Below are 22,711 nucleotides of genomic sequence, written 5' to 3'. Positions count from 1 at the left end.
CCCCTCCGGGGGAGGATTTGAGGTGAATATGCGCCACTTTCTCGACCTGTCCGATGCCGGCCCTGACGGCGTTGCCGCGATGCTGGCCGATGCGATCGATCGCAAGGCTGCCCGCGCCGGATGGCCCAAGGGCAAGCCCGATAGCGACGCTCCGCTCGCGGGCCGCGTGCTCGCGATGGTGTTCGAGAAGAATTCCACCCGCACCCGCGTCTCGTTCGACATGGCGATCCGCCAGCTGGGCGGCACCAGCATCGTGATGGACGCCAGCTCGATGCAGCTCGGGCGGGGCGAGCCGATCGCAGACACCGCGCGCGTGCTGAGCGGCTATTGCGACGCGATCATGATCCGGACGGATGATCACCAGAAGGTGATCGACATGGCACAATATGCCAGCGTGCCGGTAATCAACGGCCTCACGGATGCCTCGCATCCCTGCCAGATCATGGCGGACCTGCTGACGATCATCGAAAGCGACCGGGCGCTCCCCGGGCTGAAGGTCGCGTGGCTCGGCGATGGCAACAATGTGCTGGCGTCGATCATGGAAGCCGCCGGGCTGATGCACTTCGATGTCGTCGCGGCCTGTCCGCAGGGGTTCCAGCCGAGCGAGGCAGATGTGGCGCGTGGCAAGGGCCGCGCCCATGTGGTTGCCAGCGCGCGCGAGGCGGCGGAGGGTGCGGACGTGATCGTCACCGATACCTGGATCTCGATGGGTCAGGCGCATGCCGAGACCAAGCTCGCGGCGATGATGCCCTATCAGGTGGACGAGGCGCTGATGGCGCTGGCCAAGCCGGGCGCGGCGTTCCTCCACTGCCTGCCCGCGCATCGCGGCGAGGAAGTGGTGGACGCGGTGATCGATGGCCCGCAATCGCTGATCTGGCAGGAGGCGGAAAACCGGCTCCATGCCCAGAAATCGGTGCTGCGCTGGTGTTTCGGCCAGATCGGCTGAGGACCGAGCAGCCGCGCATTTGGAGGGGGGCAAAGGTCGGGTGGCGCGCCTGAGTTGTTTCGGCGGCGTGAGCGCCTACATTTCAGGCAACTTCCAACAATATGTGCCGCGCGCGGCAAGGGACACCTGGCTCTGGCCGGGTGACGAAAACATGACCGACATTGCACCCGCAACCGATCTCGATCGTACCGTGGGTTTCACCCTGCCGGAGCGCCATGCCCGCGGCCGCATCGTGCGGCTGGGGCCGGTGCTCAACCAGATTCTATCCGCGCACAATTATCCCGATCCGATCGAGCGTCTGCTCTCGGAAGCGCTCACGCTTACTGCCTTGCTGGGTTCCACGCTCAAGCAGGAGGGCGGCCAGATGACACTGCAGGCGCAGACCAAGGGCGGCATCGTCAGCCTGCTGGTGTGCGACTACCGGAATGGCGAGTTGCGCGGCTATGTGCAGTTCGATGCGGAGCGGCTTGCCCAGCTCGGCAAGAACCCGTCGGTCTATGCGTTGTTCAACAAGGGCTATCTCGCGATCACCTTCGACCAGGAGGCGACCAAGGAGCGCTATCAGGGCATCGTGCCGCTGGATGGCGATACGATCGCGCAGGCGGCGGAGAATTACTTCTTCCAGTCGGAACAGATCCCCAGCCTGGTGCGCATCGGCCTGGGCCGCGACGCGGACGGCCAGCGCATTGCCGGCGGCATCTTCCTCCAGCATCTGCCTGAGGGTGAGGTAGGCCGCGAGCGGCTGCACGCGCGACTCGACCATCCCGAATGGGAGCATGTCGCGGCGCTCGCCTCGACCATGGGTGCCGACGAACTGGCGGATGTGGCCCTTCCGCTCGAAACGCTGGTCTGGCGCCTGTTCAACGAGGAATCCGAAGTCCGCGTGCTGCCGGGCGTCGCGCTCTCGCGCGGGTGCCGCTGCGACGGCGAATATATCCGGCAGGTACTGGCGAAGTTCCCCGAAGCCGACCGCGCAACGATGGCTGATGAGAATGGCGTGATCTCGGTCGATTGCGCTTTCTGCTCGCGGCAATACCCCGTTCCGGCTGCTGACTTCGTTTCGCCGCCGTTGTAATTCGCGATTCGCGGGACTTTATGGCATGTACGCCGATGATTCGGCCGCAATGCCGTGCCGTTTTACCCCGGGGGCGGGAGTTGGAAAATGAGTGTCAGACGTATGATGCGTCCGGCCATTGCCGGCGGCTTGCTCTTGTTCGGCGGTGGCGGCGCATCCGCGCAGCGCAGCGATCAGATGGTGGTTGTGCGCGCGATACAGCCCGGCCAGTGGGTTCTCAAGGAACTGGAGGGCTCCGCGCGCAAGCTGTGCCTGACCGAGCCCGCCAAGCTCCTCCAGATCCAGCACGGCGCAGCGCAGTGCCAGCATGTCCTGATGGACAACGGCCCACGCTCGGCGACCATTCGCTATACCTGCGCGGGCCGGGGCAATGGCCGCACTACGATCACGCTGGAAACGCCTAGGCTGATCACCATCGATACCCAGGGCGTGCTCGACGGGGCACCCTTCTCGGATCAATATGAAGGACGTTGGGCCGGCAACTGCTGAGCTTCACGTTTTCTTCACGCGTCTTGGGCTATGGTGAAGGTGGCCCTTTCCGGGGCTTTCCTCTCTGGCATGGTTTTTCCCTGAACCTTGGGCCGCTTACGGGCGGCCCGTTTTGATTCGCCATTTTGTTTTTGGCGCAAAAGCCGTCTAGCGAGCCTTTCATGACACAAAGCGTTGCGATCGCCCTGGTTTCCGGCGGACTCGATTCGATGGTGAGCGCCGCGCGCGCGAAGGAGGACGGCCATCGGCTGCTCGCGCTCTCGATCGACTATAATCAGCGCCATCAGGTGGAGCTGGCTGCGGCGCGGCGGATTTCGGCGATGCTGGGCGCCGAACGCCATGTCGTGATGCCGCTCGATCTGCGCGCGTTTGGCGGATCCGCGCTCACGGACGATATCGACGTGCCGAAAGAGGGGGTGGGCGACGATATCCCGGTCACCTATGTGCCCGCGCGCAACACCATCTTCCTGAGCCTCGCACTCGGCTGGGCCGAAGCGGCGGGCGCGCGTGACATCTATATCGGCGTCAATGCGCTGGATTATTCGGGCTATCCCGATTGCCGCCCCGAATTCATCAAGGCGTTCGAGGATATGGCCGAGGTGGCGACCAAGGCGGGTGTCGAGGGCCGGCGCTTCCATATCCAGGCGCCGCTCCAGCATATGAGCAAGGCCGATATCGTGCGCGAAGCCGCGCGGCTCGGGCTCGATGCGGGCCTTAGCTGGTCTTGTTACGATCCCGCTCCGGGCGGCCTGCATTGCGGCCAGTGCGATAGCTGCCGCCTGCGCGCAAAGGGGTTTGAGGACGCCGGGATCGCCGATCCCACGCGATACGCCCAGGCGGTTTGACGATGGGTTATGCGGTCAAGGAGATGTTCCTCACGCTTCAGGGCGAGGGGGTGAATGCCGGCGCGCGGGCGGTGTTCGTGCGCTTCGCCGGATGCAATCTGTGGTCGGGCCGCGAGCAGGATCGCGGGACGGCAGTCTGCCAGTTCTGCGACACCGATTTTGTCGGGACCGATGGGCTGGGCGGGGGCAAGTTCGGCAATGCCGCAGCGCTGGCTGATGCGGCCGGGCGGCACTGGGGCGAGGGGGACGAACGGCGCTTCGTGGTGCTCACCGGCGGCGAGCCGATGCTCCAGGTCGATGATGCGCTGATCGATGCGCTCCACGCCCGCGGCTTCCGCATCGCGATCGAGAGCAATGGCACCCTACCCGTGCATCCCGGCATCGACTGGGTGTGCATCAGCCCAAAGGCGGGGAGCGAGGTGGTCCAGCGGTCGGGCGACGAACTCAAGCTGGTATGGCCGCAGCCCGGCACCGATATCGACGATGTTGAGACCTGGGATTTCGCCCATTTCCTCATCCAGCCGATGGACGATGCCCGGGGGCAGGCGAATGTTCAGGCGGCGCTCGCGCTGGCGATGGAGCGGCCCAGGTGGCGCCTGTCGCTCCAGACCCACAAATTGCTGGGGCTGCGCTAGCGTTCAGCCATGCGGCACCAGCCCTGTCCCCATCCGGCCATCCGGCGGAAGTATATTCCAACGGGGCCGGGCGGGAGAGCGGACTGGTGCGGATTGCGCTCTGCCGAAAAGCGCCTTTAGCTGTCGCGGGGCGGCAGCGGGCCGCACTTCTTCACGACATAAGCGTTCTTCTTCCAGCATTTTTCGTTGCCGAAGGGCGGAAGCTTGCTGGTTACGCGGAAGACCGGGGGGCGTTGGGCGCCGGGGCGATATTGTTCGCCCCAGGGGCGGAGGCTGTCGCGCAGCTCACGCATGCGATTTTCGGCGAGTTCGCCGAATTTTCCGGGGCGCGTGAACAGCGCGTCGCGGCCGATCGATCCGGCGGTCTGGCAGAAGGAAAGCTGGCCGCCCACGGTGGAAAAGCCCGAATAGACCCGCGTGCCGAACTTATCGAGCTCGGTCTGTCCCGCCTTGGTGGTCTTTGCCGAACGGATGAAATATTTCTCCAGCACCGAATAGGCATCGCGCAGCTCGGCCGCATGGTCCTTCAGCGTGGCGTTATAGTAATCGAGCGTCAGCAGCGTCGGTTCGAACTGGCATTGCAGCGCGGCGACGTTGAGCGCGGCGCGCAGGTTCCACACCAGTGCGGCGCGCAGTTCGGTCGCGGTGGCGCCGGGCAGCGCGGGGCCAGTCATGCCGGGCTCCGAACCGTTTACACGCTCAGCGGCCAGCGTTGCCGGCTTGAGGAAGAACTGCGCCGAGGCCGGGGCGGCTGCGAACAGGCCGGCACCTGCGGCCAGCGCAAATAGGGTACGCGAAACGAGCATCTTGCCCTCTATTTCTACTGTGTGGGCCCGGACTAGGGGTTTTCGACTCGACGCCCAAGCCCCTTTTTTCGGGACACCAGGGGCGCCTGCCCGTGAATGCGGCGAGCGGAGCGGGGATTTGCTCCAAAAGAAAAAGGGCCGCCCGGTTGCCCGGGCGGCCCTTTGTCCAACACACGCTTTCGCGTGATTACATGGCGTTGCCAGTGGTGTTGGTCGTCTCGACGGTGACGTTCTCGACCGGAGCAGCCGCGTCGATGTTGGTGACCATCGTGTCGGTGGCCGTCACGTTCTCAACCGGAACGACTTCGGTGGTGTTCGTGACGTTCGTGGTCTCGTTGCTGGTGCAAGCCGAGGCCAGGAGGGCCGCGCTGGCGATCACGATCGTGGAAATGACTGCACGCATTGAATAGCTCCCTAGATAATGGATTTGGAAAGGACGAGTACGCGTCAATAACCCAAACCGTGATAGGCATTAACCGGTTCGCGCACCAGCCTCAAGTCACGATTTTGACATTTCGACGCCCAACGAGTCCAAAAATGGCGGGAAAGTGGCGGAAAGGGCGTCGTCAAAGGCGGATGCCGTAACGTCCAGCCCCAGCGCGGCGGCGCTGGTGACGGGAAATTCAGCGATCCCGCAGGGCACGATTCCGCCAAAATGGGTCAAGTCAGGGTTCAGGTTGACGGCAAAACCATGGAGCGTCACCCATTGGCGGATGCGCACCCCGATCGCGCCGATCTTGGCCTCCTGGCCCTGGGCGTCCAGCGTCCAGATGCCGATCCGGCCCGGCGCACGATAAGCCTGGATGCCGAACGTGCCCAGCGCCGCGATCACCCAGCCTTCGAGCGCATGGACATAACAGCGCACGTCGCGCTTCCGCTCGCGCAGGTCGAGCACGACATAGCCGATGCGCTGGCCGGGCCCATGATAGGTGTAGCGCCCGCCGCGCCCGGTGCGGTGCACCGGGAAGCGGGGATCGAGCAGCTCGGCGGGGTCATTGGCGCTGGTGCCGGCGGTATAGACCGGCGGATGCTCCAGCAGCCAGATCAGCTCCCGCGCCTGATGCGCGGTCACCGCCGCTGCGCGCGCTTCCATTGCCGCCAGTGCTTCGCCATAGTCGATCCGCTCGCGTTCGACGCGCCATTCGATATCGGTATCCATCGCCGCGCCGATTGCGCCGTTGCACGGCAATGCGCAAGCATTGGCAAGGGATTGCGCGGCGGCTAACACGGCTCGCGAAGACGATGAGGACAGGGCTGGCAATGGTGAAGATGGGCACAGTCTGGGATCGGACGGCGGAATTTCTGACCGATAATATCGCGACGATTCTGCCGATCGCGCTGCTGGCCTTCTTCGTCCCGGCTTCGATCGAGGGCAATTTCCACGCGGTGATGGAGGGGGCGAGCCGTGGGCTGATCCTGTCGCTGCAGCTCATCCAGCTGGCATTTGGCGTGCTCACGGTCTGGGGGATGCTGGCGTTGACCGCGATGGCGCTTGAAAATGCCGATAGCGATCATGCCGGCCGGGTTGCGGTCCAGCGGCTGCCGGCGGCGCTGGTGGTCACGCTCGTCACCTTTGCCGGGCTGCTCCTGCTGATGGCACCGATCCCCGCAGTGCTGAGCGCCAGCGGCGTTGACGTGATGGCGATTGCCGAGGGCCGCAATTTCGATCTGCCCTCGGGCGTCGCCAGCTTCGTCGCAATCTATCTGATCCTGGCCGTCGGCTTCTCGCTGTGGCTGTGCGCGCGGCTGATCGTCGTTACCCCGGTGATCGTGCGCGAGGGCAAATGGCTGGGCTCGCTGCGCCAGTCGTGGAAGCTCACTCATGGCATCACCTGGCGGGTGATCGGGGTGATCATCCTTTTCGCCCTGCTGTCCTGGGTCGCGATCCTCGCCGCGAACACCGTGTTCGGCAGCGTGTTCGCGCTGATCGCCGGGGGCGACCGCGCCGGAGTCACGCTCTCTGGCGTGCTGACGTCGATCGTCGTCGCTGCGGTGCAGACCGGCTTCACCATGCTGATCCCGGTTTTCACGTCGAAGCTCTATCTCGCGCTGACCGCGGCTGCCGGCCTCGGCGAAAGTCCGGCCCGCGCATGACCCTCTCCCTTTCCGGCGTGTTCGCCGACGCCGGAGCGATGTGGCGCAGCCAACGCGATATATTGAGCGCGCTTGCGGGCGTGTTCTTCGTCGTGCCGATGCTCGGCATCCTGTTCCTGATGGCGCAGAGCGGATTGCCCACCGATCCCGATCCGGTGAAGCTCAACGAAGCCGTGCGAAAATTCTACGAAGACAATCTCCTGTGGTTCCTGCTCGCCAATCTCCTAATCGATTTCGGCACCTTCACGATCCTCATTCTGTTCCTCCAGCCCGGCACGCGGACGCTGGGCGAGACGATGACGCTCGCCTTGCGGCGGCTGCTGCCCCTCGTCGTGATCGATGTACTTTGCTCGATCTTGTTCGGGATCGGTTTCTCGCTGTTCGTGCTGCCTGGGCTGTTCGTCTTCGGGCGGACATGGCTCGCGGCGCCCGCGCTGGCGGCGAATCCGGATCAGGGCATCCTCGGCGCCTTTCGGCAGGGGTGGCAGCGCAGCTTCGGGTTCCGCTGGGTGGTGCTGCTTGCCGCAATGGCGATGACGGTGCTGACGGCCGCGGTCGCGATCCTGCTCGCCAGCCGCCTGCTGCTTGGCCTGCTGGTGATGGCGGCGGGGGACAACCAGTTCATCGAGATGGCTGGCTATGTGCTGATCGCGCTGCTCGGCGGCTTTGCGTGGGTGACGCTGGTGCTGATCCGCGTCTCTGCCTATCGACGCACGGAGCCGAGCACCGGGATCTGAGGCGCCGTGTCCATCGGCAGCAAGCCCAGCAGGCGCGGATCGGGGAAGGTTTCCAGCGTGCGTTTGGTCGGCACGAAGCCGTGGCGGCGGTAGAAGGGCAGGGCGTTGGGGTGGTCCAGCGTGCACGTATGCACCCACACGCGCCGAACCTGCTTGCGCCACGCAAAGGCCAGCGCATGCGCCATCAGCCAATTGCCATGGCCCTTGCCGGTCAGTTCCGGCACCAGCCCGAAATAAGCCAGCCCGCACGTCCCCTCGACGCGGAAGTCGAGCTCGATCATGCCGATTTCGATCCCTGCGCGATCGACGGCGGCATAAATTTCTATCTTCGGATCATCGAGCAGCACGCGCAGTCGCGCATCGTCCATCGCCAGCCGCGAATACCATAGCCAGGGTGCGCCGACCCGGCGGAACAGCGCCAGATAGGGTTCGCTCTCCGGTGCCACCCAATGCGACAGGCGGAACGGCGAGGGGGGCAGGGGCCGGGGGCGCGGCCGCTCGACCATCTCCATCGCGGTGCTGACCGCGGCGAGCTGATCGCCCGGAACCGGCGTCAGCCCCATGCGGCGAACCCCGTTTCGCGGGGCTGGCGCAAAGAGAGCCGCCTCAGCTCCAAGTCGCTTCCGGCGGCAGGCTCATCAGGATGGCGTCGATATTGCCGCCCGTCTTCAGCCCGAACAGCGTGCCCCGGTCATAGATCAGGTTGAATTCGGCATAGCGGCCGCGCCATTCGAGCTGCTGCTGCTTTTCCGCGGCCGTGAATTCCATGCCCATCCGCCGTCGCACGATGCGCGGGAAGATGTCGAGGAAGGTGCGGCCCACATCCTGGGTGAAGGCGAAGTTCGCGTCCCAATCGCCCTCGACATGATCGTAGAAGATGCCGCCCACGCCGCGATGGACCTTGCGGTGGGGAATGTAGAAATAATCGTCCGCCCATTTCTTGAAGCGCGGATAATGATCGGGGTCGTGCGCATCGCACGCGGCCTTGAACGCCGCGTGGAATTCGGCCGTATCCTCTTCATACGGAATCGGGGGATTGAGGTCTGCGCCGCCGCCGAACCAGCGTTTCGTGGTGACGAGGAAGCGCGTGTTCATATGCACGGCGGGCACGTGCGGGTTCGCCATGTGCGCGACCAGGCTGATGCCGGTGGCAAAGAAATGGGGGTCTTCGCCCGCGCCGTGGATGGTCCGGGCGAAATCGCCCTCGAAGGTGCCGCCCACGGTCGATACGTTGACGCCGACCTTCTCGAACACCTTGCCCTTCATCACGCCGCGCACGCCGCCGCCGCCCGGCGCGCCCGAAGGATCGATGCGGTCCCATGCCAGATAATCGAACTTCGCGTCCGATCCGGCCTCGGCCTCGATCTTCTCGAATTCGGCGCAGATCTGGTCGCGCAGCGATTCGAACCAGATGCGGGCGACGTCTTGCTGGGTGTCGAGCGGTTTCATGTCCGCGTCCCTATCCGCTGGGGCGGCCCCAAGTCGAGCGGACAGAATGTCCCACCCGTGCCGGGGAGGATCATTCGGGCCAGCCGTTCGTCTGGCGCAGCGCTTCCGACAGTGCGATTCCCGCCGAGACGCCCAGATTGAGCGAGCGCACCACGGGGCGAAGCGGAATGCGCACCACCAGATCGGCACGCTGATGGACGTGTTCGGGCGCGCCCGCGCTCTCCGAACCGAAGAGCAGGGTGTCGCCCGGCTCGAATCCCGCCTGATGCAGCGGCGTATTCCCTTTGGTGCTGAACAGAATCAGCCTGCCCGGAACCTGCGCCGAAAAGGCATCCCAATCGGCGTGACGGGTGATTTCGACATGATCTTCATAGTCCATCGCCGATCGCTTGCGGCGCTTGTCGCTCCACGGAAAGCCCATCGGCTCGATCAGATCGACCCCCGCGCCCAGGCATGCCGCAAGGCGCAGAACGGCACCGACATTGCCCGCAATCTCGGGCTGGAAAAGGGCTAGTCGCATCCCCGTCCCCTAGCGCTCTCGCGCTCCGCCTAACAAGAGCGTCAAAATGGAGTTGGCAAACGGCTTCCCCCGCGTCTATCAGCGCCCGAAGCCACCGGGGGCAACCGGGCGGCTCTACGTCCGTATCCGCGCATCCGTCGCGGCAAGTTTCGAAGTGCAAGGGCTCAAGCATGGCAATGCAAGACGGTGTTCCCCCCGATATGACGATCGCCCCGGGCGGCGATGTCCTCGAGAATCCGCGCCGCCGCGATTATCTGAACTACGCTGCGGTCTCGGTCGCGGCCGTGGGCGCGGGCGTCGTGGTGCTGCCGCTGGTCAATTCGATGAACCCGTCGGCCGATGTGCTCGCGCTTTCGAGCACCGAGATCGACGTCTCGGCGATCGAGCCGGGTCAGGCGATCAAGGCCAGCTTCCGCAAGCAGCCTTTGTTCGTCCGCAACCTTACCGCTGCGGAAATCGCGGAGGCCGACAAGGTCGACGCATCTTCGCTGCGCGATCCCCAGACGCTTGAGGACCGCACCAAGGAAGGCAAGCGCAACTGGCTGATCACGATGGGCGTCTGCACCCATCTCGGCTGCGTGCCGCTGGGCGCGGGCGAAGGCGAGAATCGCGGCCCGTTCGGCGGATATTTCTGCCCGTGCCACGGCTCGGCCTATGACACTGCGGGCCGCATTCGTCAGGGTCCGGCCCCGACGAACCTGGTCGTTCCGGAATATGAATTCACGTCCGACACTGTCGTCGTGGTCGGTTGAGGTAGCGAGACATGAGCTTCCCCTGGGCAAAGCATTACGAACCGAAGCAGCCGCTAATGAAGTGGCTCGACGAGAAGCTGCCGCTTCCGCGCTTCGTCTATAACGCGGTCGGCGCGGGCTATCCGGTGCCGCGCAACCTGAACTATTTCTGGAACTTCGGCGTGCTCGCCGGGGTGGCACTGGTCTGCCAGATCGTCACCGGCATCGTGCTGGCGATGCACTTCCATTCGAGCGCCGCCGGCGCCTTCGAATCGGTCAATGTCGGCATCATGCGCGACGTGAACGCAGGCTGGTTCCTCCGCTTCGCGCACGCCAACGGCGCTTCGATGTTCCTCACGGTCATCTACATCCACATGTTCCGTGGCCTTTATTACGGTTCGTACAAGGCGCCGCGCGAGATGGTGTGGCTGCTCGGCGTGGTCATCTTCCTGCTGACCATGGCAACCGCGTTCATGGGCTATGTGCTCCCCTGGGGGCAGATGAGCTTCTGGGGTGCGCAGGTCATCACCGGCTTCTTCACCGCGGTTCCCGTGGTGGGCGAGTGGGTCCAGGTGTGGCTGCTCGGCGGCTATGCGCCGGACGACGCGACGCTGAACCGCTTCTTCTCGCTCCACTATCTGCTGCCGTTCGTGATCCTGGGCGCAGTCATCCTGCACATCTGGGCGCTCCACATCCCCGGCTCGGGCAACCCGACCGGCGTGGAAGTGAAGGGGGAGCAGGATACCGTTCCGTTCCATCCTTATTACACCGCGAAGGACGGCTTCGGCGTCGGCGTGTTCATGATCGTCTTCTCGATCCTGATCTTCTACGCGCCGGATTATCTGGGCCATGCGGATAACTATATCGCCGCCAACCCGCTCTCGACGCCCGCGCACATCGTGCCCGAATGGTATTTCTGGCCGTTCTACGCGATCCTGCGCGCCTTCACCGCGGACTTCATCATCGCAGCGAAGCTGTGGGGCGTGGTGGCGATGTTCGGATCGATCCTGATCCTGTTCTTCCTGCCCTGGCTCGATAAGTCGCCGGTGCGCTCGGCAAGCTATCGTCCGATGTACCGCATCGCTTTCTGGGTCCTCGTCGTCGACGTGCTGATCCTCGGCTATTGCGGCGGCTCGGCGGCAACGCCCGGCATCGTCATCACCAGCCAGCTCGCATCCGCATATTATTTCGCGCACTTCCTGATCATCGTTCCGATCATCTCGCGCCTCGAACAGCCCAAGCCGCTGCCCAACTCGATCACCGAGGCTGTGCTGGCGAAAAAGGGTGGCTCGCAGGTCACCGAGACGGCGCTGAGCGCGTAAGGGGAAAACAGGACAATGCTTCCGCTCTTCATCCGCTCGATCAAGTTCCTCATCGGGGGCGCGTTCGTCTTCGTGCTCGGCCTCGCGCTGTTCGGCACGGTCAAGACCGCCATCACCGAGCCTGAGCCCGAGACCGCCGAACACGCGATGCACAAGCATCCGAAGGATCTGAAGCTCGCCTCGGACGGCGTCTTCGGCAAGTTCGACAACGCGCAGCTCCAGCGTGGCTTCCAGGTTTACAAGGAAGTCTGCGCAGTCTGCCACTCGCTCAATCTGGTCTCGTTCCGCGAGCTCGGCCAGCTTGGCTATTCCGAAGCCGAGGTAAAGAAGATCGCCAAGGACTGGGCCACCAAGCAGCCCGTGTTCGACGATAAGGCCGGCACCTGGGGTGAGCGCGACAATCTTCCCTCGGATCGTTTCCCGAAGGTCTATTATGCCGGCACCGGCACGCCGCCCGATCTCAGCCTGATGGCCAAGGCTCGCCACAATGGCGGCGCCTATATCTATTCGCTAATGACCGGCTATGACGAGAAGCCTTCGGCCGAAGCGCTGAAGAAGTTCCCGGAATTCGCGAAGCCGGCGGAGGGCATGGCCTTCAACCCGTACTTCGCGAACCTGAACCTCTCGATGCCCGCTCCGCTGACCGGCGAGGGCCAGGTGACCTATGCCGACGGCACGCGCGCCACGGTGGATCAGATGTCGAAGGACGTAGCTGCGTTCCTGGTCTGGACCGCCGAACCGCACGCCCAGAGCCGCAAGGCAGCGGGCTTCGCCGTCATCCTGTTCCTGCTCTTCGCAACGGCACTCGCCTTCGGCGCGTACCGGACCGTCTGGAAAGGAGTGAAGCACTGAGCTTCGCGCACAGGCTGAAACAGAAAAGGCCGGGGGAAACCCCGGCCTTTTTCTTTGTGCGGGCGGGGTGGCGGCGCTGTGTGGAAAGCCACCCCGTCAGGTTCTTTCTTAAACTTTTCCTCCCTCGCTTCAGCGGGGGAGGGGGACCACGAAGTGGTGGAGGGGGCCTCTCCACGCGCGGTGTCGCTCGCGGCTACGCCCCCCTCCGTCAGCCCCGGACAAGCCCGGGCCTGCCACCTCCCCCGCTAAAGCGAGGGAGGAAGGAAGCTCGATCGCCGGACCGGCAACCCATCAGCTGCGGTCTGCGGGCCGCCGCCCGATCAGGCCGATCGAGACAAACCCAAGCACCTGCTCGTCATTCTGGTTGAAGGTCCGCATCTGGCTGCGCACGCTGCCCATCTCCGGGCGGCTGCGTGACGGGGTGACTTCCAGCACCTCGGTCTCGCAGCGGAGCACGTCGCCCGGATAGACCGGCCTCAGCCAGCGCAGCTCGTCGATCCCCGCCGCGCCCAGGCTCGCCTGCGGATTGGCCTCCATCTCGGCCACGAACATCGCCATGGTCATCGAGCAGGTATGCCAGCCGCTCGCCGCGAGCCGCTTGAAATGGGTCTGCGCCGCCGCCTCGTCGGATAGGTGGAAGGGCTGGGGATCATATTTGCGGGCGAAGTCGAGCACCTCTTCGCGCGTGACTTCGTAACGGCCGAAGCTGCGCTTCATGCCAACGGAGATGTCTTCGAGATACAGCATGCAGTAAGTTTCGGATGAAAACTGGAGTTTGGCAAGCCGGTATCAGCGCCGGATCAATACTCCGCGGAACACCGCGTCGCTGCCGTCCTTGTCCGTAGCGGCGGGTAGCCCCAGCAGGTCGCGGAGCAGCGGATAGACATCGACATTGTCGAACGGCGGCAGCTTGGCGGGGCGGAAGGCGGGGCCGCTGGCGATGAACAATGCCGCCATCTCGGGCGATTCATGGTCATAGCCGTGCCCGCCGCCCACGCTCGCCCTTCTGGGCGCGCGATCGGTCACTTCCCAGCCGGGCTCGGCCAGGCAGAGGATCGCCGGGATGCGCGGGTTGCTGCCATAATGGAAGCGCGCGGGGATTTCGCTCTTGCGCCAGCATTCGAAATGCGGGTGCTTGCCCAGCAGCGCCTTCTCGACCGCCGCCTCCTTGCCCTCGGCCGGATAGAGGCTGGCATAGGATCCGCCCTCGACCAGCCGGAAGTCCTCCTTGGCGACATAATCGGTGAGCAGGGCCACGCGCTCGCTGCTGGTCTGCGCCATGCCATGATCGGCGACGATCACCAGATTGGCCGGCTGGTCCAGCGCGGCGAGCCCGGCGATGAGCTCGCCGATCTTCCCGTCCACCTCGGCCACCGCATCGGTCGTGCGCTGGTCGCCGGGGCCATAGGTATGGCCGATCGTGTCGACCAGATCGAAATAGGTGGTGATGAATTTCGGGCGTATCCCGGCCGACCGCCGCAGCCAGTCGAGCACGCCGTTGACGCGCTGGGTGTCCGAAATCACCTGGTTGAACTGTGCCCAGTCCGAAGGCCGCGTGCCGCCGGTGATCGTATAGGGCCAGTCCTGCTCCCTGGTGCCGCCCACGGCCACGTTGGAGCCGGGCCAGAACATCGTCGCGGTGCGGATGCCCGCTTTCTCGGCATCCACCCAGATCGGATCGGCGGCGCTCCACCAGAAGGGATCGTCGCTCGCCATGGTGAAGACTTCCTTCGGCCGCGCGGCGTCTTCCATCTTGTTGGCGACGATGCCGTTGCGGTCGGGGCGCAGCCCGGTGACGATCGTCCAGTGATTGGGGAAGGTCTTGGACGGGAAGCTCGGGCGCATCGATGCGCTGATGCCCTTCGCCGCCAGCGCCGACAGGTTGGGCGTCACGCCGCGGTCGAGATAATCGGGCCGGAACCCGTCGATCGAAATCAGGATCGTGACTGGCGCCTTCTTCTCGACGGTGGCGGTCTGCGCCGATGCCGGGAGCGCCGCGATCGCGCAAAGCGGAAGAAGGGCGGCAAGGGCCGCGGCGGCGATCTTGGAAGTCCAGCGCATGGCGTGCTTCTGGCACCAGATTATTGCGCGCGAAAGTCTCTCAATTCCCGAGAGACAAGCGGGCGAACAGCGTCGCGCTCACCGGTGCCCGTCCATAGGTGGTATCCAGCGCGCGGGGCTTGGCATAGGCCGCCAGGCTGCCGCCCAACGCCAGCTCGGCATCGCCCAGCGGCACGCGATAGGCATAGCCGCCCTCGAACCGGGTCACGCGGAATTTGCGGTCGTGCAGCGGATCGGCATGATCGGGAAACAGTTCGTCATTGGCGACATTCTCGATCCGTCCGAACAGGCTGTGATGCGCGCCCAGATCCCAGTTCGCCTCGCCCGAAAAGGCGGTGAGCGTGTCGCCGGGCACGCGGCGCTTCGCCGCTGCCGCCAGCATCGCGGAGAAGCCGCCGCGCGCGTAATGCACGCTCGCGGTGGTGCGCTGCTCATCGGCCCCCGCATGCCCGGCCTCGGGCGATTCCAGCCGGCCATGGCTCACCTGCACCGCCCAGTTGGGCGAGGGGGTCAGCGTCGCGCGCAGGCTCCAGCTATCCAGCTTCGGCGTGTCCAGATTCCAGCGCCTTTCATCGGGCTCGCGCCCCTTGAACGCGGATGCCTCGAACTGGAGGAGCGGGCCGCGCACCCCCGCCGTCACCACGCTATAGGTGATGTGCGTGCTGTCAAACCAATGGTGCGCGATCGGGGAGAGCGCCAGATAGCGCGCCGAGCGCCTGTGCATGAATGCGCTCGGCCCCAAAGCGGGCTCCGCCACCGGGCCGCCATACAGAAAGACGCTGGTGTCCCGCGCCACGTCCAGCTCCACGCGCCCGGACAATTCCATGAACAGGTCGTGCGGATGCTGCCGGTCGATCAAAGGCCGCCCATGCGCGGTCTCGCCCGTTGCGAACAGATTGGGATAGCCCCGCTGGCCCATTGCGGGCTCAAGGCTCCCCATCGCGCGAAACTCTACCCGGCCGCCGTCAAATGCGCGCGTGGCGCTCAGCATCGCCATCGACTCGACGAACGTCATCCTGTCGCCGCGCGGGCCGCCCTGATCGGTGGCGACCAGATTGAGCATCCCGTGCGCCATCACCATCCAGTCGCCCGCCGCCAGATGCAGCCCATGCATCGCGCCTTCCGCGCCCGGCAGCAGCGACGTGCCCGAACCCTGCGTAGCGCGCGGCGCGGGAGCTTTGGCGGCGCTGCCTTCGGCCATGCCATGCATCGAATGATCCTGCGGCGCTGGTGCAGCGGAAGGCGCGGGCGAGGGGGCGCCCATGTCGTGCATCGAATGATCCTGCGGCGGGGCGGGAGTCGGTGCCGACGCGGGCATGCCGTGCATCGAATGGTCCTGCGCCGCGGCAATGCCGGGTGCGAGCAGCGCGAGCGCGGAAAACAGATGCTTTGCCTTGGATGTCATGCCCATCCTATAGCCCCAGTACCATAGTACGGAGTCAAGACGTGGCTGCACTCACGATCGGAAAGCTCGCCGAAGCGGGCGGGGTGGGGGTCGAGACGATACGCTATTATCAGCGGCGCGGGCTTCTGAACGAGCCGGAGCGTTTCGGTGCGATCCGCCGCTATGGCGATCCCGATCTGCGGCGCCTGCGCTTCATCCGATCGGCCCAGGCGGCTGGCTTCACGCTGGAGCAGATCGGCGAATTGCTCGCGCTCGACTCCACCGATGACCGCGCCCGCGCCCGCGAACTGGCGACCGAGCGTATCGCCGCGCTCGACGCCCGCATTGCCGAGATGGAGCGCGCCCGCAATTCGCTGAGGAAGCTGGCGAAGGAATGCGGCGGCGGCGCGGCGGGGCCCTGCCCGATCCTCGCTGCGTTCGAGAGCTGACCGGGGCTAGCCGGCTATCTCGATCCGGTTCCGCCCGTTGGCCTTTGCGCGATACAGTGCGTCGTCCGCCGCCTTGATGAAATAGCTTTGGTCGGGGTGCCCGCTATGCGCCGCCAGCCCGATCGATGCGGTCACGCGCAGCGGGGTGCCCTGCGCCACGTCATAGGGCTGGGCGGCGACGCTTTCGCGGATGCGTTCGGCGATGCCATGCGCTTCCTCAAGCGGGGTTTCGGCTGAGACGATCAGGAACTCCTCGCCGCCATAGCGGAACACGAAATCGCTCGGGCGCACATTGTCCATGATGACCTGCGCCACCTGGCGCAGCACGACGTCGCCGGTCTGGTGGCCAAGCGTGTCGTTTATCGCTTTGAAGCGATCGACATCGATCAGCATGATCGACAGCGGCGTCTGGTGGCTGTTGGCGTAGGTTACCTCACGCCCCAGGATCGCGGGCAGGAAGCGCCGGTTGAGCGCGCGGGTCAGCGGATCGCGGCCCACTTCCATCGCGCTGAGCGTCTGGAAAAGCTCGCTGACCAGAAACCCGACCCGGTCGATCGCAACCTGCAGGCTGGCCAGCAGGTCCGTATTGCGGGCCGGCGTTGCGGCGAGCTGCGGCAGCAGCGTCGTATCGATGGTTTCGATCTCGGCCAGCAGGTCGCGCAACTGGGCCGAGTTCTGGAACATGAACTCGGCGCGGTGGCGGATCCAGAAGCCGAATTCCGATTCGCTCACCTTTTCCAGCGCTTCGCCGCGCAGCAGGGCGAACAGCGACTTCTGGCTCCAGGCGAGCAGGCTCGCGCGCTGCGCCTCCTTCTCGCTCGTCAGATCCTGATCGAGCGAGAAGAGCCGATAGGCCTCGTCCAGCCGCGCGCCGTCGGTCGTATCCTTCACATAGGCCTGGCTCATCAGCATGATCGCGCGATCGATCCGCTCATCGGCAAGCTGGGCCACCTCGAGCGCGCCTTCGTCGTCCCGCGCGCGCAGATGCTCGAAGATCTGCTTCTTCAGGATGATCGCGCCCTCCATCACCACATGGATGGGAATCTTGATGCGGGCATGCACCTGTCCAACGACGCGCTGCTTCTCCTGGAGCGCGGGCGAATCCTGGATCGCCTCGACGTCCAGCAGGCTGCGCAGCCAGTCGAGCAAGGATGTGCTCAGCCTGCCGTGCACCGCATCGTTGCTCAGGAATTGCGCGGCATCCGCATCGCGCATCAGCGTCTCGTAGAATTTGGCGACCATCGCCTCGCCATGTTCGGAAACGATGGCCTGAAGCACGGCTATCGGGTCAGCCGCGGGGCCCGCGGCTGAGATACGCATCAACATCGGGTAACATTCCTCTGTAGAAGCAACCTGTTAGGCGGTGGGACCTAACAAACTCCTATCCCGGCTAGGGGGTGACTACTTAGCTGTGGAGGAAGTGCATCACGTCGCCGTCATGGACGATATAGGCCTTGCCCTCGGCGCGCAGCTTGCCCGCCTCGCGTGCCTTGCTCTCGCCGCCCAGCGTGACGAAATCGTCGAACGCGATCGTCTCGGCGCGGATGAAGCCCTTCTCGAAATCGCTGTGGATCTCGCCGGCGGCATTCGGCGCGGTGGCCCCGGCATGCACGGTCCAGGCGCGGGCTTCCTTGGGGCCGACGGTGAAGAAGGTCAGCAGGTTGAGGAGCTTGTAACCGGCGCGGATCACGCGGGCGAGGCCGGTTTCCTCAAGGCCCAGCTCGGCCAGGAATTCGCCGCGATCCTCGACCGGCATGGTCGCGATCTCTGCCTCGATAGCCGCCGAGACGACCACTGCCTGTGCGCCTTCGGCCGCCGCCTTTTCGAACACTTTGGCGGAAAGCGCGTTGCCGTTCGCCGCATCTTCCTCGTTGACGTTGCAGACGTAGAGGACGGGCTTGCCGGTCAGTAGCTGCGCCTGGCGCAGCACGCGGGCTTCCTCGTCATCGGCCGGCTCGGTCAGGCGGGCGGGCTTGCCGTCGCGCAGCAGCTCCAGCGCCTTGCCGAGCACGCTGGCCGCGATCTTCGATTCCTTGTCGCCCTGCGCCGCCTTCTTGGCGAGGTTCGGCACGCGCTTCTCCAGGCTTTCGAGGTCGGCGAGCATCAGCTCGGTCTCGACCGTCTCTGCGTCGGCGATCGGATCGACCTTGTTGTCGACATGCTGGATGTCGTCATTCTCGAAGCAGCGCAGCACATGGACGATCGCGTCCACCTCGCGGATATTGCCCAGGAACTGATTGCCCAGCCCTTCGCCCTTGCTCGCGCCGCGCACCAGCCCTGCGATATCGACAAAGCCGAGCTGCGTCGGGATGATCTTCTGAGAGCCCGCGATCTCGGCCAGCTTGTCGAGCCGCGGATCGGGGACCGATACGTTGCCGACATTCGGCTCGATCGTGCAGAAGGGATAGTTCGCCGCCTGCGCCGCCGCCGTTTCGGTCAGCGCGTTGAAGAGCGTCGATTTGCCGACGTTGGGCAGACCAACGATGCCGCAGCGGAAACCCATGAGAAAAAGACCTGTAATGTTCCGGGAAAGGCTGCCCGATAGAGCGTTCGCGCCTGCTTTTCCAGCGTCTGGTCGCTCCTTCGTCCCGCTTTGCTTGACGCACCCCCGTTCATCTGGGGTACAGGAGGCCAAGCCCTTTAGGGCAGATACGATATCTGAGGAGTTGGGAATGATTCGCCGTCACATCTTCATGAGCGCAGCCGCAGCGACTGTCATGCTGTCGAGCTGCAGCGGGAATGACACGAAGACCAGCCCGACCCCCACGCCGACCGCGACGCCCACTCCGACGCCGACTGCATCGCCCACTTATGCCGCGCTGCCGCTTTCGGGCGCCGCCGAGTTCATGACGATCAATGCGACGACCAATTTCACCGGCGATATCGGTGCGGGCGCCGTAACGCTTGGCGCCGCCGCCACCGAGCAGCGCACCGATCGCGTCCGCCTCGCGACCAGCAATGTCGTCAGCACCGGCACCTTCGTGTTCCGCGAAGCATCGGAGGAAACGCGCTTCGCCTCGGCCACGCCGACCACGCCTTCGGCTGCCGCGAACACCGAATTCGTCTTCCGCAGCGACGATACGACGACGGCGGGCAAGTTCTCGCAGATCGAGTTCCTCAACAATGTGATCCCGACGACCGTGACCAGCGAGCCGCTGTTCGCCTCGCTGACCCAGCTCAGCTACGGCAATTGGTATCGCGGCGATTCCACGGCGGGCCAGAAGCGCCTGACCTACACCGTGTTCGGCTATCCCACGGTGCTGACCGACATGCCGACTTCGGGCACGCAGGCATATACGGCGCGCGTCGTTGGCCGCATCGTGAACAATGCCGGTGCCACCACCGTGGTGAACCGCATCGGCGGCACGGTTACGCTGAGCGTCAATTTCTCGACCGGCGTGGTCAATCTCACGCTCGATCTGACCCAGACGGCTACGGGCGGCGCGACCACCCCTTATGCCACGCTGACCGCGTCGGGCGCGATCCCCGCCGGGCAGAACCAGTTCACCGGCAGCATCACGGGCGGACCGCTCACCGGCACGATCGCGGGCGGTTTCTTCGGGTCGCAGGGCAGCCAGATCGGCCTGACCTTCGCTGGCTCGGGCACCAACATCCGCCTCGTCGGCGACGTGGTCGGCAAGAAGTCCTGATCCGCGCTCCGGCCCGTCCGGAGTTTCGCGAGAAGCAGGTTGAAGGGCCGGGGCAATGCCTCGGCCCTTTTCCTTTGGCCAATTGCCCGGCCATGCTCCGGACGGTCACGGGAAGCGGGGGGCGCCAGACCAAATTCCCCCCCCGGAGGGGGAGGGGATTGCCGCAGGCGGTGGAGGGGTGTCGCCATAAGCAGCGTCCCGTCCTTCCTTCAGTCATTCCCGTCATCCCCGCGAAAGCGGGGACCCAGAGCCAGAAACGCCTCCGCCCCTAATCCCGGGCCCACCCATATGACGAAGGCCGGCCCGAAGGTCACTTCATCCCGCCCGCTCCGGACGCGCCCTAACGCGCCAGCCGCATCGCCACGTCGTTCATGAAGCGCACATCGTCGCCCGCCGCCAGCCAGGGCGCTTCGGCCGCGATCGCGCCCAACATGTCGCTCAGATCCTCGATCTCTGCCTTGGCGTAATTGCCCAGCACATAGCCGGTCACGCGATCCTTGTGCCCCGGATGGCCGATGCCCAGCCGCACGCGGCGAAAGTCCGGCCCGATATGCGCGTCGGTCGAGCGTAGCCCGTTATGCCCCGCAGTGCCGCCGCCGGTCTTCACCTTCACCTTGAACGGGGCGAGGTCGAGCTCGTCGTGGAAGACGGTCACGTCCGCGGGCATGAGCTTGTAGAAGTCCATCGCCGCGCGCACGGCGCGGCCGCTTTCGTTCATGAAGGTGCCCGGCTTGAGCAGGATCAGCTTGTCGCCGCCGATCCGCCCTTCCTGCGTCCATCCCTGAAACTGCTTCTTGGGCGCGGAGAAATCATGCACCTCGCCGATCGCGTCGATCGCCATGAAGCCCACATTGTGCCGGTGCATCGCATATGTCGGCCCCGGATTGCCCAGCCCCACCCACAATTGCATCGCGCACACCTCAAAAGAAAATCGCCCCCGAGCCAGTAGGGCGCGGAGGCGATTTTTTGAACCGTGAAGTTCGGGAAGCGGCTTATTCGGCCGTATCGCCTTCGCCGGCTTCGGTCTGGCTCGTGTCGCCTTCGCTCGACTTGAGCGCCGACGGAGCGACGACCGTCGCGATGGTGAAGTCGCGGTCGGTGATCGCGGGCTTCGCGCCCTTCGGCAGCGTCACTGCCGAGATGTGGATCGAATCGCCGACTTCCAGGCCCTTGAGCGAGATGGTGATGTCGTCGGGGATCTCGGCCGCGTCGCAGATCAGCTCCAGCTCGTGGCGAACCACGTTGAGCACGCCGCCGCGCTTGATGCCCGGGGCTTCGGCTTCGTCGGTGAACACGATCGGCACGTTCACATGCACGCTCGAATGCTCGCCGATGCGCAGGAAATCGACATGGACCGGACGATCGGTGACGACGTCGAAAGCAACGTCCTTCGGCAGGGTGCGCTCGCCGTTGATCATCACCACCGAATTGAAGAAGTGGCCGGTCATCAGGAGCTTGGTGAGTTCGCGCTCCGATACGTGGATCGCGGCGGGATCTGCCTTGTTGCCATAGATTACGGCGGGGACGCGGCCTTCACGACGAAGCAAACGGGAGGCTCCCTTGCCAACCTGTTCGCGCGTCTCGGCCGACAGCGTAAGCGTGTCGCTCATGTGTCGATTCCAATGCGTTGAATTAAACCAATCCCGGCCAGGCCTCCAGGGATGACCCTGACGCGGAAGGCGGGCGCATAGCCGAAATGGCCGGGAAGGGCAAGCCGGGCGGCCCGGCGGCGCGTCAATACGCCACCCGCTCCACTTTCAGCCCCCGTTTCGCCAGCTCGCTCTGCACATCGCCGTTGCCCGCCAGATGCCCCGCGCCCACCGCGACGAACAGCGTGCCCGGCTGTTCCATGCGCCTGGCGATCCAGTCGGCCCAGCGCTGGTTCCTTTTGTAGAGCAATGCCTCGGCCAGTTCGGGTGACGCGGCCACATCGTCGTTGATCAGCGCGGCGAGCTTGTCCGCGTCCCCGGCCTTCCACGCCGCCAGCGCCTGTTCGAGCATCTTGCCCGCATCCGGCAGCCCCTTGATCGTCTGGGCGAGCAGCGCCTTCTGCGCGGGCAGGGGCAGCGTATCGAAATAGCCGAGCTGCTCGCGCGCGGTCTCCAGTCCCGCCACCGGCTTGCCCGCCTTGCGCGCAGCCTCGGTCAGCACCGCCTCGGCGCCATGCTTCGAATCATAGCCCAGCTTCTGGAGCGGCAGCGACGCCAGCATGGTCGCCGCCAGCCAGGGCTCGCTCTGGTCGAGCGCGTCGGCGGGCATCCCCAGCCCGGTCAGCGCCGCGCGCAACCGCTCCGCCTCCTCTGCCGTTAGCTGCTCGGGCAGCGTCGGTCCGCTCTGCGCGACGCCCAGTTCGGCCACCAGCGCGTTCATCTCGGAGGCATCCGGCATCACGACTTCGAGCATCACCGCGTCGCTCTTGTCGAACGCGTCCTTCACGCCCTCGTCGAACCAGCTCAGCCCGGGCTTGAGCATATGGACGGTGCCAAACAGATAGATGGTCGTGTCGGCGTCCTTGACCACCCACAGTCCGGGGTCCGCATCCGTGCCGGAAGCACCGCACCCGCCCAGCACGGGAATTGCGAGGAGCAGGGCGGCGAGGGGGCGGAGCATGCGCGACGAAAACAGCATGGGGATGCTCATAGCATCCCCACACCATCAGCAGAAAT

At 65.1% G+C, this 22,711-nt stretch carries 26 protein-coding genes; 12 read left to right on the top strand and 14 right to left on the bottom strand.

Annotation, left to right across the window (positions count from 1 at the left end; translation table 11 throughout):
• The first annotated feature begins 28 nt into the window (after positions 1-28).
• From argF to queE, 5 genes are all read left to right on the top strand, one after another.
• Positions 29-946: an ornithine carbamoyltransferase gene (gene argF, locus SSO01S_RS12260; RefSeq protein ID WP_066799104.1), complete on the top strand. Its 918-nt coding sequence runs from the start codon at positions 29-31 to the stop codon at positions 944-946.
• A gap of 151 nt (positions 947-1,097) precedes the next feature.
• Entirely contained in the window at positions 1,098-2,021 is a 924-nt protein-coding gene (hslO, locus tag SSO01S_RS12255; protein ID WP_066799194.1) for an Hsp33 family molecular chaperone HslO, read from the top strand.
• Between the two features lie 87 nt (positions 2,022-2,108).
• Positions 2,109-2,510 carry a DUF3617 domain-containing protein gene (locus tag SSO01S_RS12250; protein WP_157073762.1) on the top strand — a complete coding sequence of 134 codons (402 nt, stop codon included), beginning with the start codon at positions 2,109-2,111 and terminating at the stop codon, positions 2,508-2,510.
• A 161-nt stretch (positions 2,511-2,671) separates the two neighbouring features.
• Complete coding sequence (gene queC / locus SSO01S_RS12245; protein WP_066799100.1) at positions 2,672-3,355, top strand: 7-cyano-7-deazaguanine synthase QueC; 684 nt, start codon at positions 2,672-2,674, stop codon at positions 3,353-3,355.
• A 2-nt stretch (positions 3,356-3,357) separates the two neighbouring features.
• Positions 3,358-3,990 (top strand): 7-carboxy-7-deazaguanine synthase, encoded by a 633-nt coding sequence (gene queE / locus SSO01S_RS12240; protein WP_066799098.1) that lies wholly within the window; start codon positions 3,358-3,360, stop codon positions 3,988-3,990.
• Between the two features lie 116 nt (positions 3,991-4,106).
• Here queE and SSO01S_RS12235 read toward each other — a convergent pair whose 3' ends face one another.
• The 3 genes from SSO01S_RS12235 to lipB all read right to left on the bottom strand — a co-directional run bounded on the left by SSO01S_RS12235 (position 4,107) and on the right by lipB (position 5,955).
• Complete coding sequence (locus SSO01S_RS12235; RefSeq protein WP_066799092.1) at positions 4,107-4,796, bottom strand: hypothetical protein; 690 nt, start codon at positions 4,794-4,796, stop codon at positions 4,107-4,109.
• Between the two features lie 187 nt (positions 4,797-4,983).
• The gene (locus SSO01S_RS12230; protein ID WP_066799090.1) at positions 4,984-5,199 is read right to left on the bottom strand and encodes a hypothetical protein; all 216 of its coding nucleotides are present in this window, start codon (positions 5,197-5,199) and stop codon (positions 4,984-4,986) included.
• A 96-nt stretch (positions 5,200-5,295) separates the two neighbouring features.
• Entirely contained in the window at positions 5,296-5,955 is a 660-nt protein-coding gene (gene lipB / locus SSO01S_RS12225) for a lipoyl(octanoyl) transferase LipB (protein WP_066799192.1), read from the bottom strand.
• Positions 5,956-6,038: 83 nt separating this feature from the next.
• Between lipB and SSO01S_RS12220 the strand changes: the two genes are divergently transcribed.
• Complete coding sequence (locus SSO01S_RS12220; RefSeq protein ID WP_157073761.1) at positions 6,039-6,890, top strand: hypothetical protein; 852 nt, start codon at positions 6,039-6,041, stop codon at positions 6,888-6,890.
• Complete coding sequence (locus SSO01S_RS12215) at positions 6,887-7,627, top strand: hypothetical protein (RefSeq protein WP_066799086.1); 741 nt, start codon at positions 6,887-6,889, stop codon at positions 7,625-7,627. Before SSO01S_RS12220 ends, SSO01S_RS12215 begins: the two co-directional genes overlap by 4 nt.
• Here the strand turns inward: SSO01S_RS12215 and SSO01S_RS12210 are convergent.
• From SSO01S_RS12210 to SSO01S_RS12200, 3 genes are all read right to left on the bottom strand, one after another.
• Positions 7,594-8,190, bottom strand: a complete 597-nt coding sequence (locus SSO01S_RS12210; RefSeq protein ID WP_066799084.1) for a GNAT family N-acetyltransferase — start codon at positions 8,188-8,190, stop codon at positions 7,594-7,596. The genes SSO01S_RS12215 and SSO01S_RS12210 overlap by 34 nt on opposite strands.
• Positions 8,191-8,233: 43 nt before the next feature.
• Entirely contained in the window at positions 8,234-9,076 is an 843-nt protein-coding gene (hemF, locus tag SSO01S_RS12205) for an oxygen-dependent coproporphyrinogen oxidase (protein ID WP_066799083.1), read from the bottom strand.
• 70 nt (positions 9,077-9,146) lie between these two features.
• Entirely contained in the window at positions 9,147-9,596 is a 450-nt protein-coding gene (locus tag SSO01S_RS12200; protein WP_066799080.1) for a tRNA (cytidine(34)-2'-O)-methyltransferase, read from the bottom strand.
• Between the two features lie 200 nt (positions 9,597-9,796).
• Here SSO01S_RS12200 and petA point away from each other — a divergent pair, with 200 nt between their 5' ends.
• The 3 genes from petA to SSO01S_RS12185 are packed head-to-tail and all read left to right on the top strand — an operon-like array spanning position 9,797 to position 12,501.
• Positions 9,797-10,348, top strand: coding sequence for a ubiquinol-cytochrome c reductase iron-sulfur subunit (petA, locus tag SSO01S_RS12195; protein ID WP_066799078.1), 552 nt, complete (start codon positions 9,797-9,799; stop codon positions 10,346-10,348).
• A gap of 11 nt (positions 10,349-10,359) precedes the next feature.
• Entirely contained in the window at positions 10,360-11,649 is a 1,290-nt protein-coding gene (locus SSO01S_RS12190; protein ID WP_066799076.1) for a cytochrome b, read from the top strand.
• A gap of 15 nt (positions 11,650-11,664) precedes the next feature.
• Positions 11,665-12,501 carry a cytochrome c1 gene (locus tag SSO01S_RS12185; protein ID WP_066799074.1) on the top strand — a complete coding sequence of 279 codons (837 nt, stop codon included), beginning with the start codon at positions 11,665-11,667 and terminating at the stop codon, positions 12,499-12,501.
• 291 nt (positions 12,502-12,792) lie between these two features.
• On the opposite strand, the gene SSO01S_RS12180 is transcribed toward SSO01S_RS12185, so the two are convergent.
• The 3 genes from SSO01S_RS12180 to SSO01S_RS12170 are packed head-to-tail and all read right to left on the bottom strand — an operon-like array spanning position 12,793 to position 15,967.
• The gene (locus tag SSO01S_RS12180; RefSeq protein WP_066799072.1) at positions 12,793-13,248 is read right to left on the bottom strand and encodes a MaoC family dehydratase; all 456 of its coding nucleotides are present in this window, start codon (positions 13,246-13,248) and stop codon (positions 12,793-12,795) included.
• A gap of 42 nt (positions 13,249-13,290) precedes the next feature.
• A complete protein-coding gene (locus SSO01S_RS12175; RefSeq protein WP_066799070.1) occupies positions 13,291-14,562 on the bottom strand; it encodes an alkaline phosphatase family protein in 1,272 nt (423 codons plus the stop codon).
• A 40-nt stretch (positions 14,563-14,602) separates the two neighbouring features.
• Positions 14,603-15,967 (bottom strand): hypothetical protein, encoded by a 1,365-nt coding sequence (locus SSO01S_RS12170; RefSeq protein WP_245646750.1) that lies wholly within the window; start codon positions 15,965-15,967, stop codon positions 14,603-14,605.
• Between SSO01S_RS12170 and SSO01S_RS12165 the strand changes: the two genes are divergently transcribed.
• Complete coding sequence (locus SSO01S_RS12165) at positions 15,961-16,395, top strand: MerR family transcriptional regulator (protein ID WP_066799068.1); 435 nt, start codon at positions 15,961-15,963, stop codon at positions 16,393-16,395. The two genes, SSO01S_RS12170 and SSO01S_RS12165, sit on opposite strands and share 7 nt — an antisense overlap.
• Before the next feature lie 6 nt (positions 16,396-16,401).
• Here the strand turns inward: SSO01S_RS12165 and SSO01S_RS12160 are convergent, their stop codons facing one another.
• Positions 16,402-17,673 carry a GGDEF domain-containing protein gene (locus SSO01S_RS12160; RefSeq protein ID WP_218000368.1) on the bottom strand — a complete coding sequence of 424 codons (1,272 nt, stop codon included), beginning with the start codon at positions 17,671-17,673 and terminating at the stop codon, positions 16,402-16,404.
• A gap of 127 nt (positions 17,674-17,800) precedes the next feature.
• Positions 17,801-18,898, bottom strand: coding sequence for a redox-regulated ATPase YchF (gene ychF, locus SSO01S_RS12155; protein WP_066799064.1), 1,098 nt, complete (start codon positions 18,896-18,898; stop codon positions 17,801-17,803).
• 169 nt (positions 18,899-19,067) lie between these two features.
• Here ychF and SSO01S_RS12150 point away from each other — a divergent pair, with 169 nt between their 5' ends.
• Positions 19,068-20,045: a transferrin-binding protein-like solute binding protein gene (locus tag SSO01S_RS12150; RefSeq protein ID WP_066799062.1), complete on the top strand. Its 978-nt coding sequence runs from the start codon at positions 19,068-19,070 to the stop codon at positions 20,043-20,045.
• A gap of 340 nt (positions 20,046-20,385) precedes the next feature.
• On the opposite strand, the gene pth is transcribed toward SSO01S_RS12150, so the two are convergent.
• The 3 genes from pth to SSO01S_RS12135 form a co-directional block, all read right to left on the bottom strand.
• A complete protein-coding gene (gene pth, locus SSO01S_RS12145) occupies positions 20,386-20,955 on the bottom strand; it encodes an aminoacyl-tRNA hydrolase (RefSeq protein WP_066799060.1) in 570 nt (189 codons plus the stop codon).
• An 82-nt stretch (positions 20,956-21,037) separates the two neighbouring features.
• Positions 21,038-21,655, bottom strand: coding sequence for a 50S ribosomal protein L25/general stress protein Ctc (locus SSO01S_RS12140; protein ID WP_066799058.1), 618 nt, complete (start codon positions 21,653-21,655; stop codon positions 21,038-21,040).
• 124 nt (positions 21,656-21,779) lie between these two features.
• Positions 21,780-22,655, bottom strand: a complete 876-nt coding sequence (locus tag SSO01S_RS12135) for a TraB/GumN family protein (protein WP_066799189.1) — start codon at positions 22,653-22,655, stop codon at positions 21,780-21,782.
• Positions 22,656-22,711: the final 56 nt, after the last annotated feature.

Origin of the sequence: Sphingomonas soli NBRC 100801, assembly GCF_001591025.1 — a bacterium.
Lineage (GTDB): Bacteria > Pseudomonadota > Alphaproteobacteria > Sphingomonadales > Sphingomonadaceae > Sphingomonas > Sphingomonas soli.
This window is presented reverse-complemented; position numbering and strand designations above follow the sequence as displayed.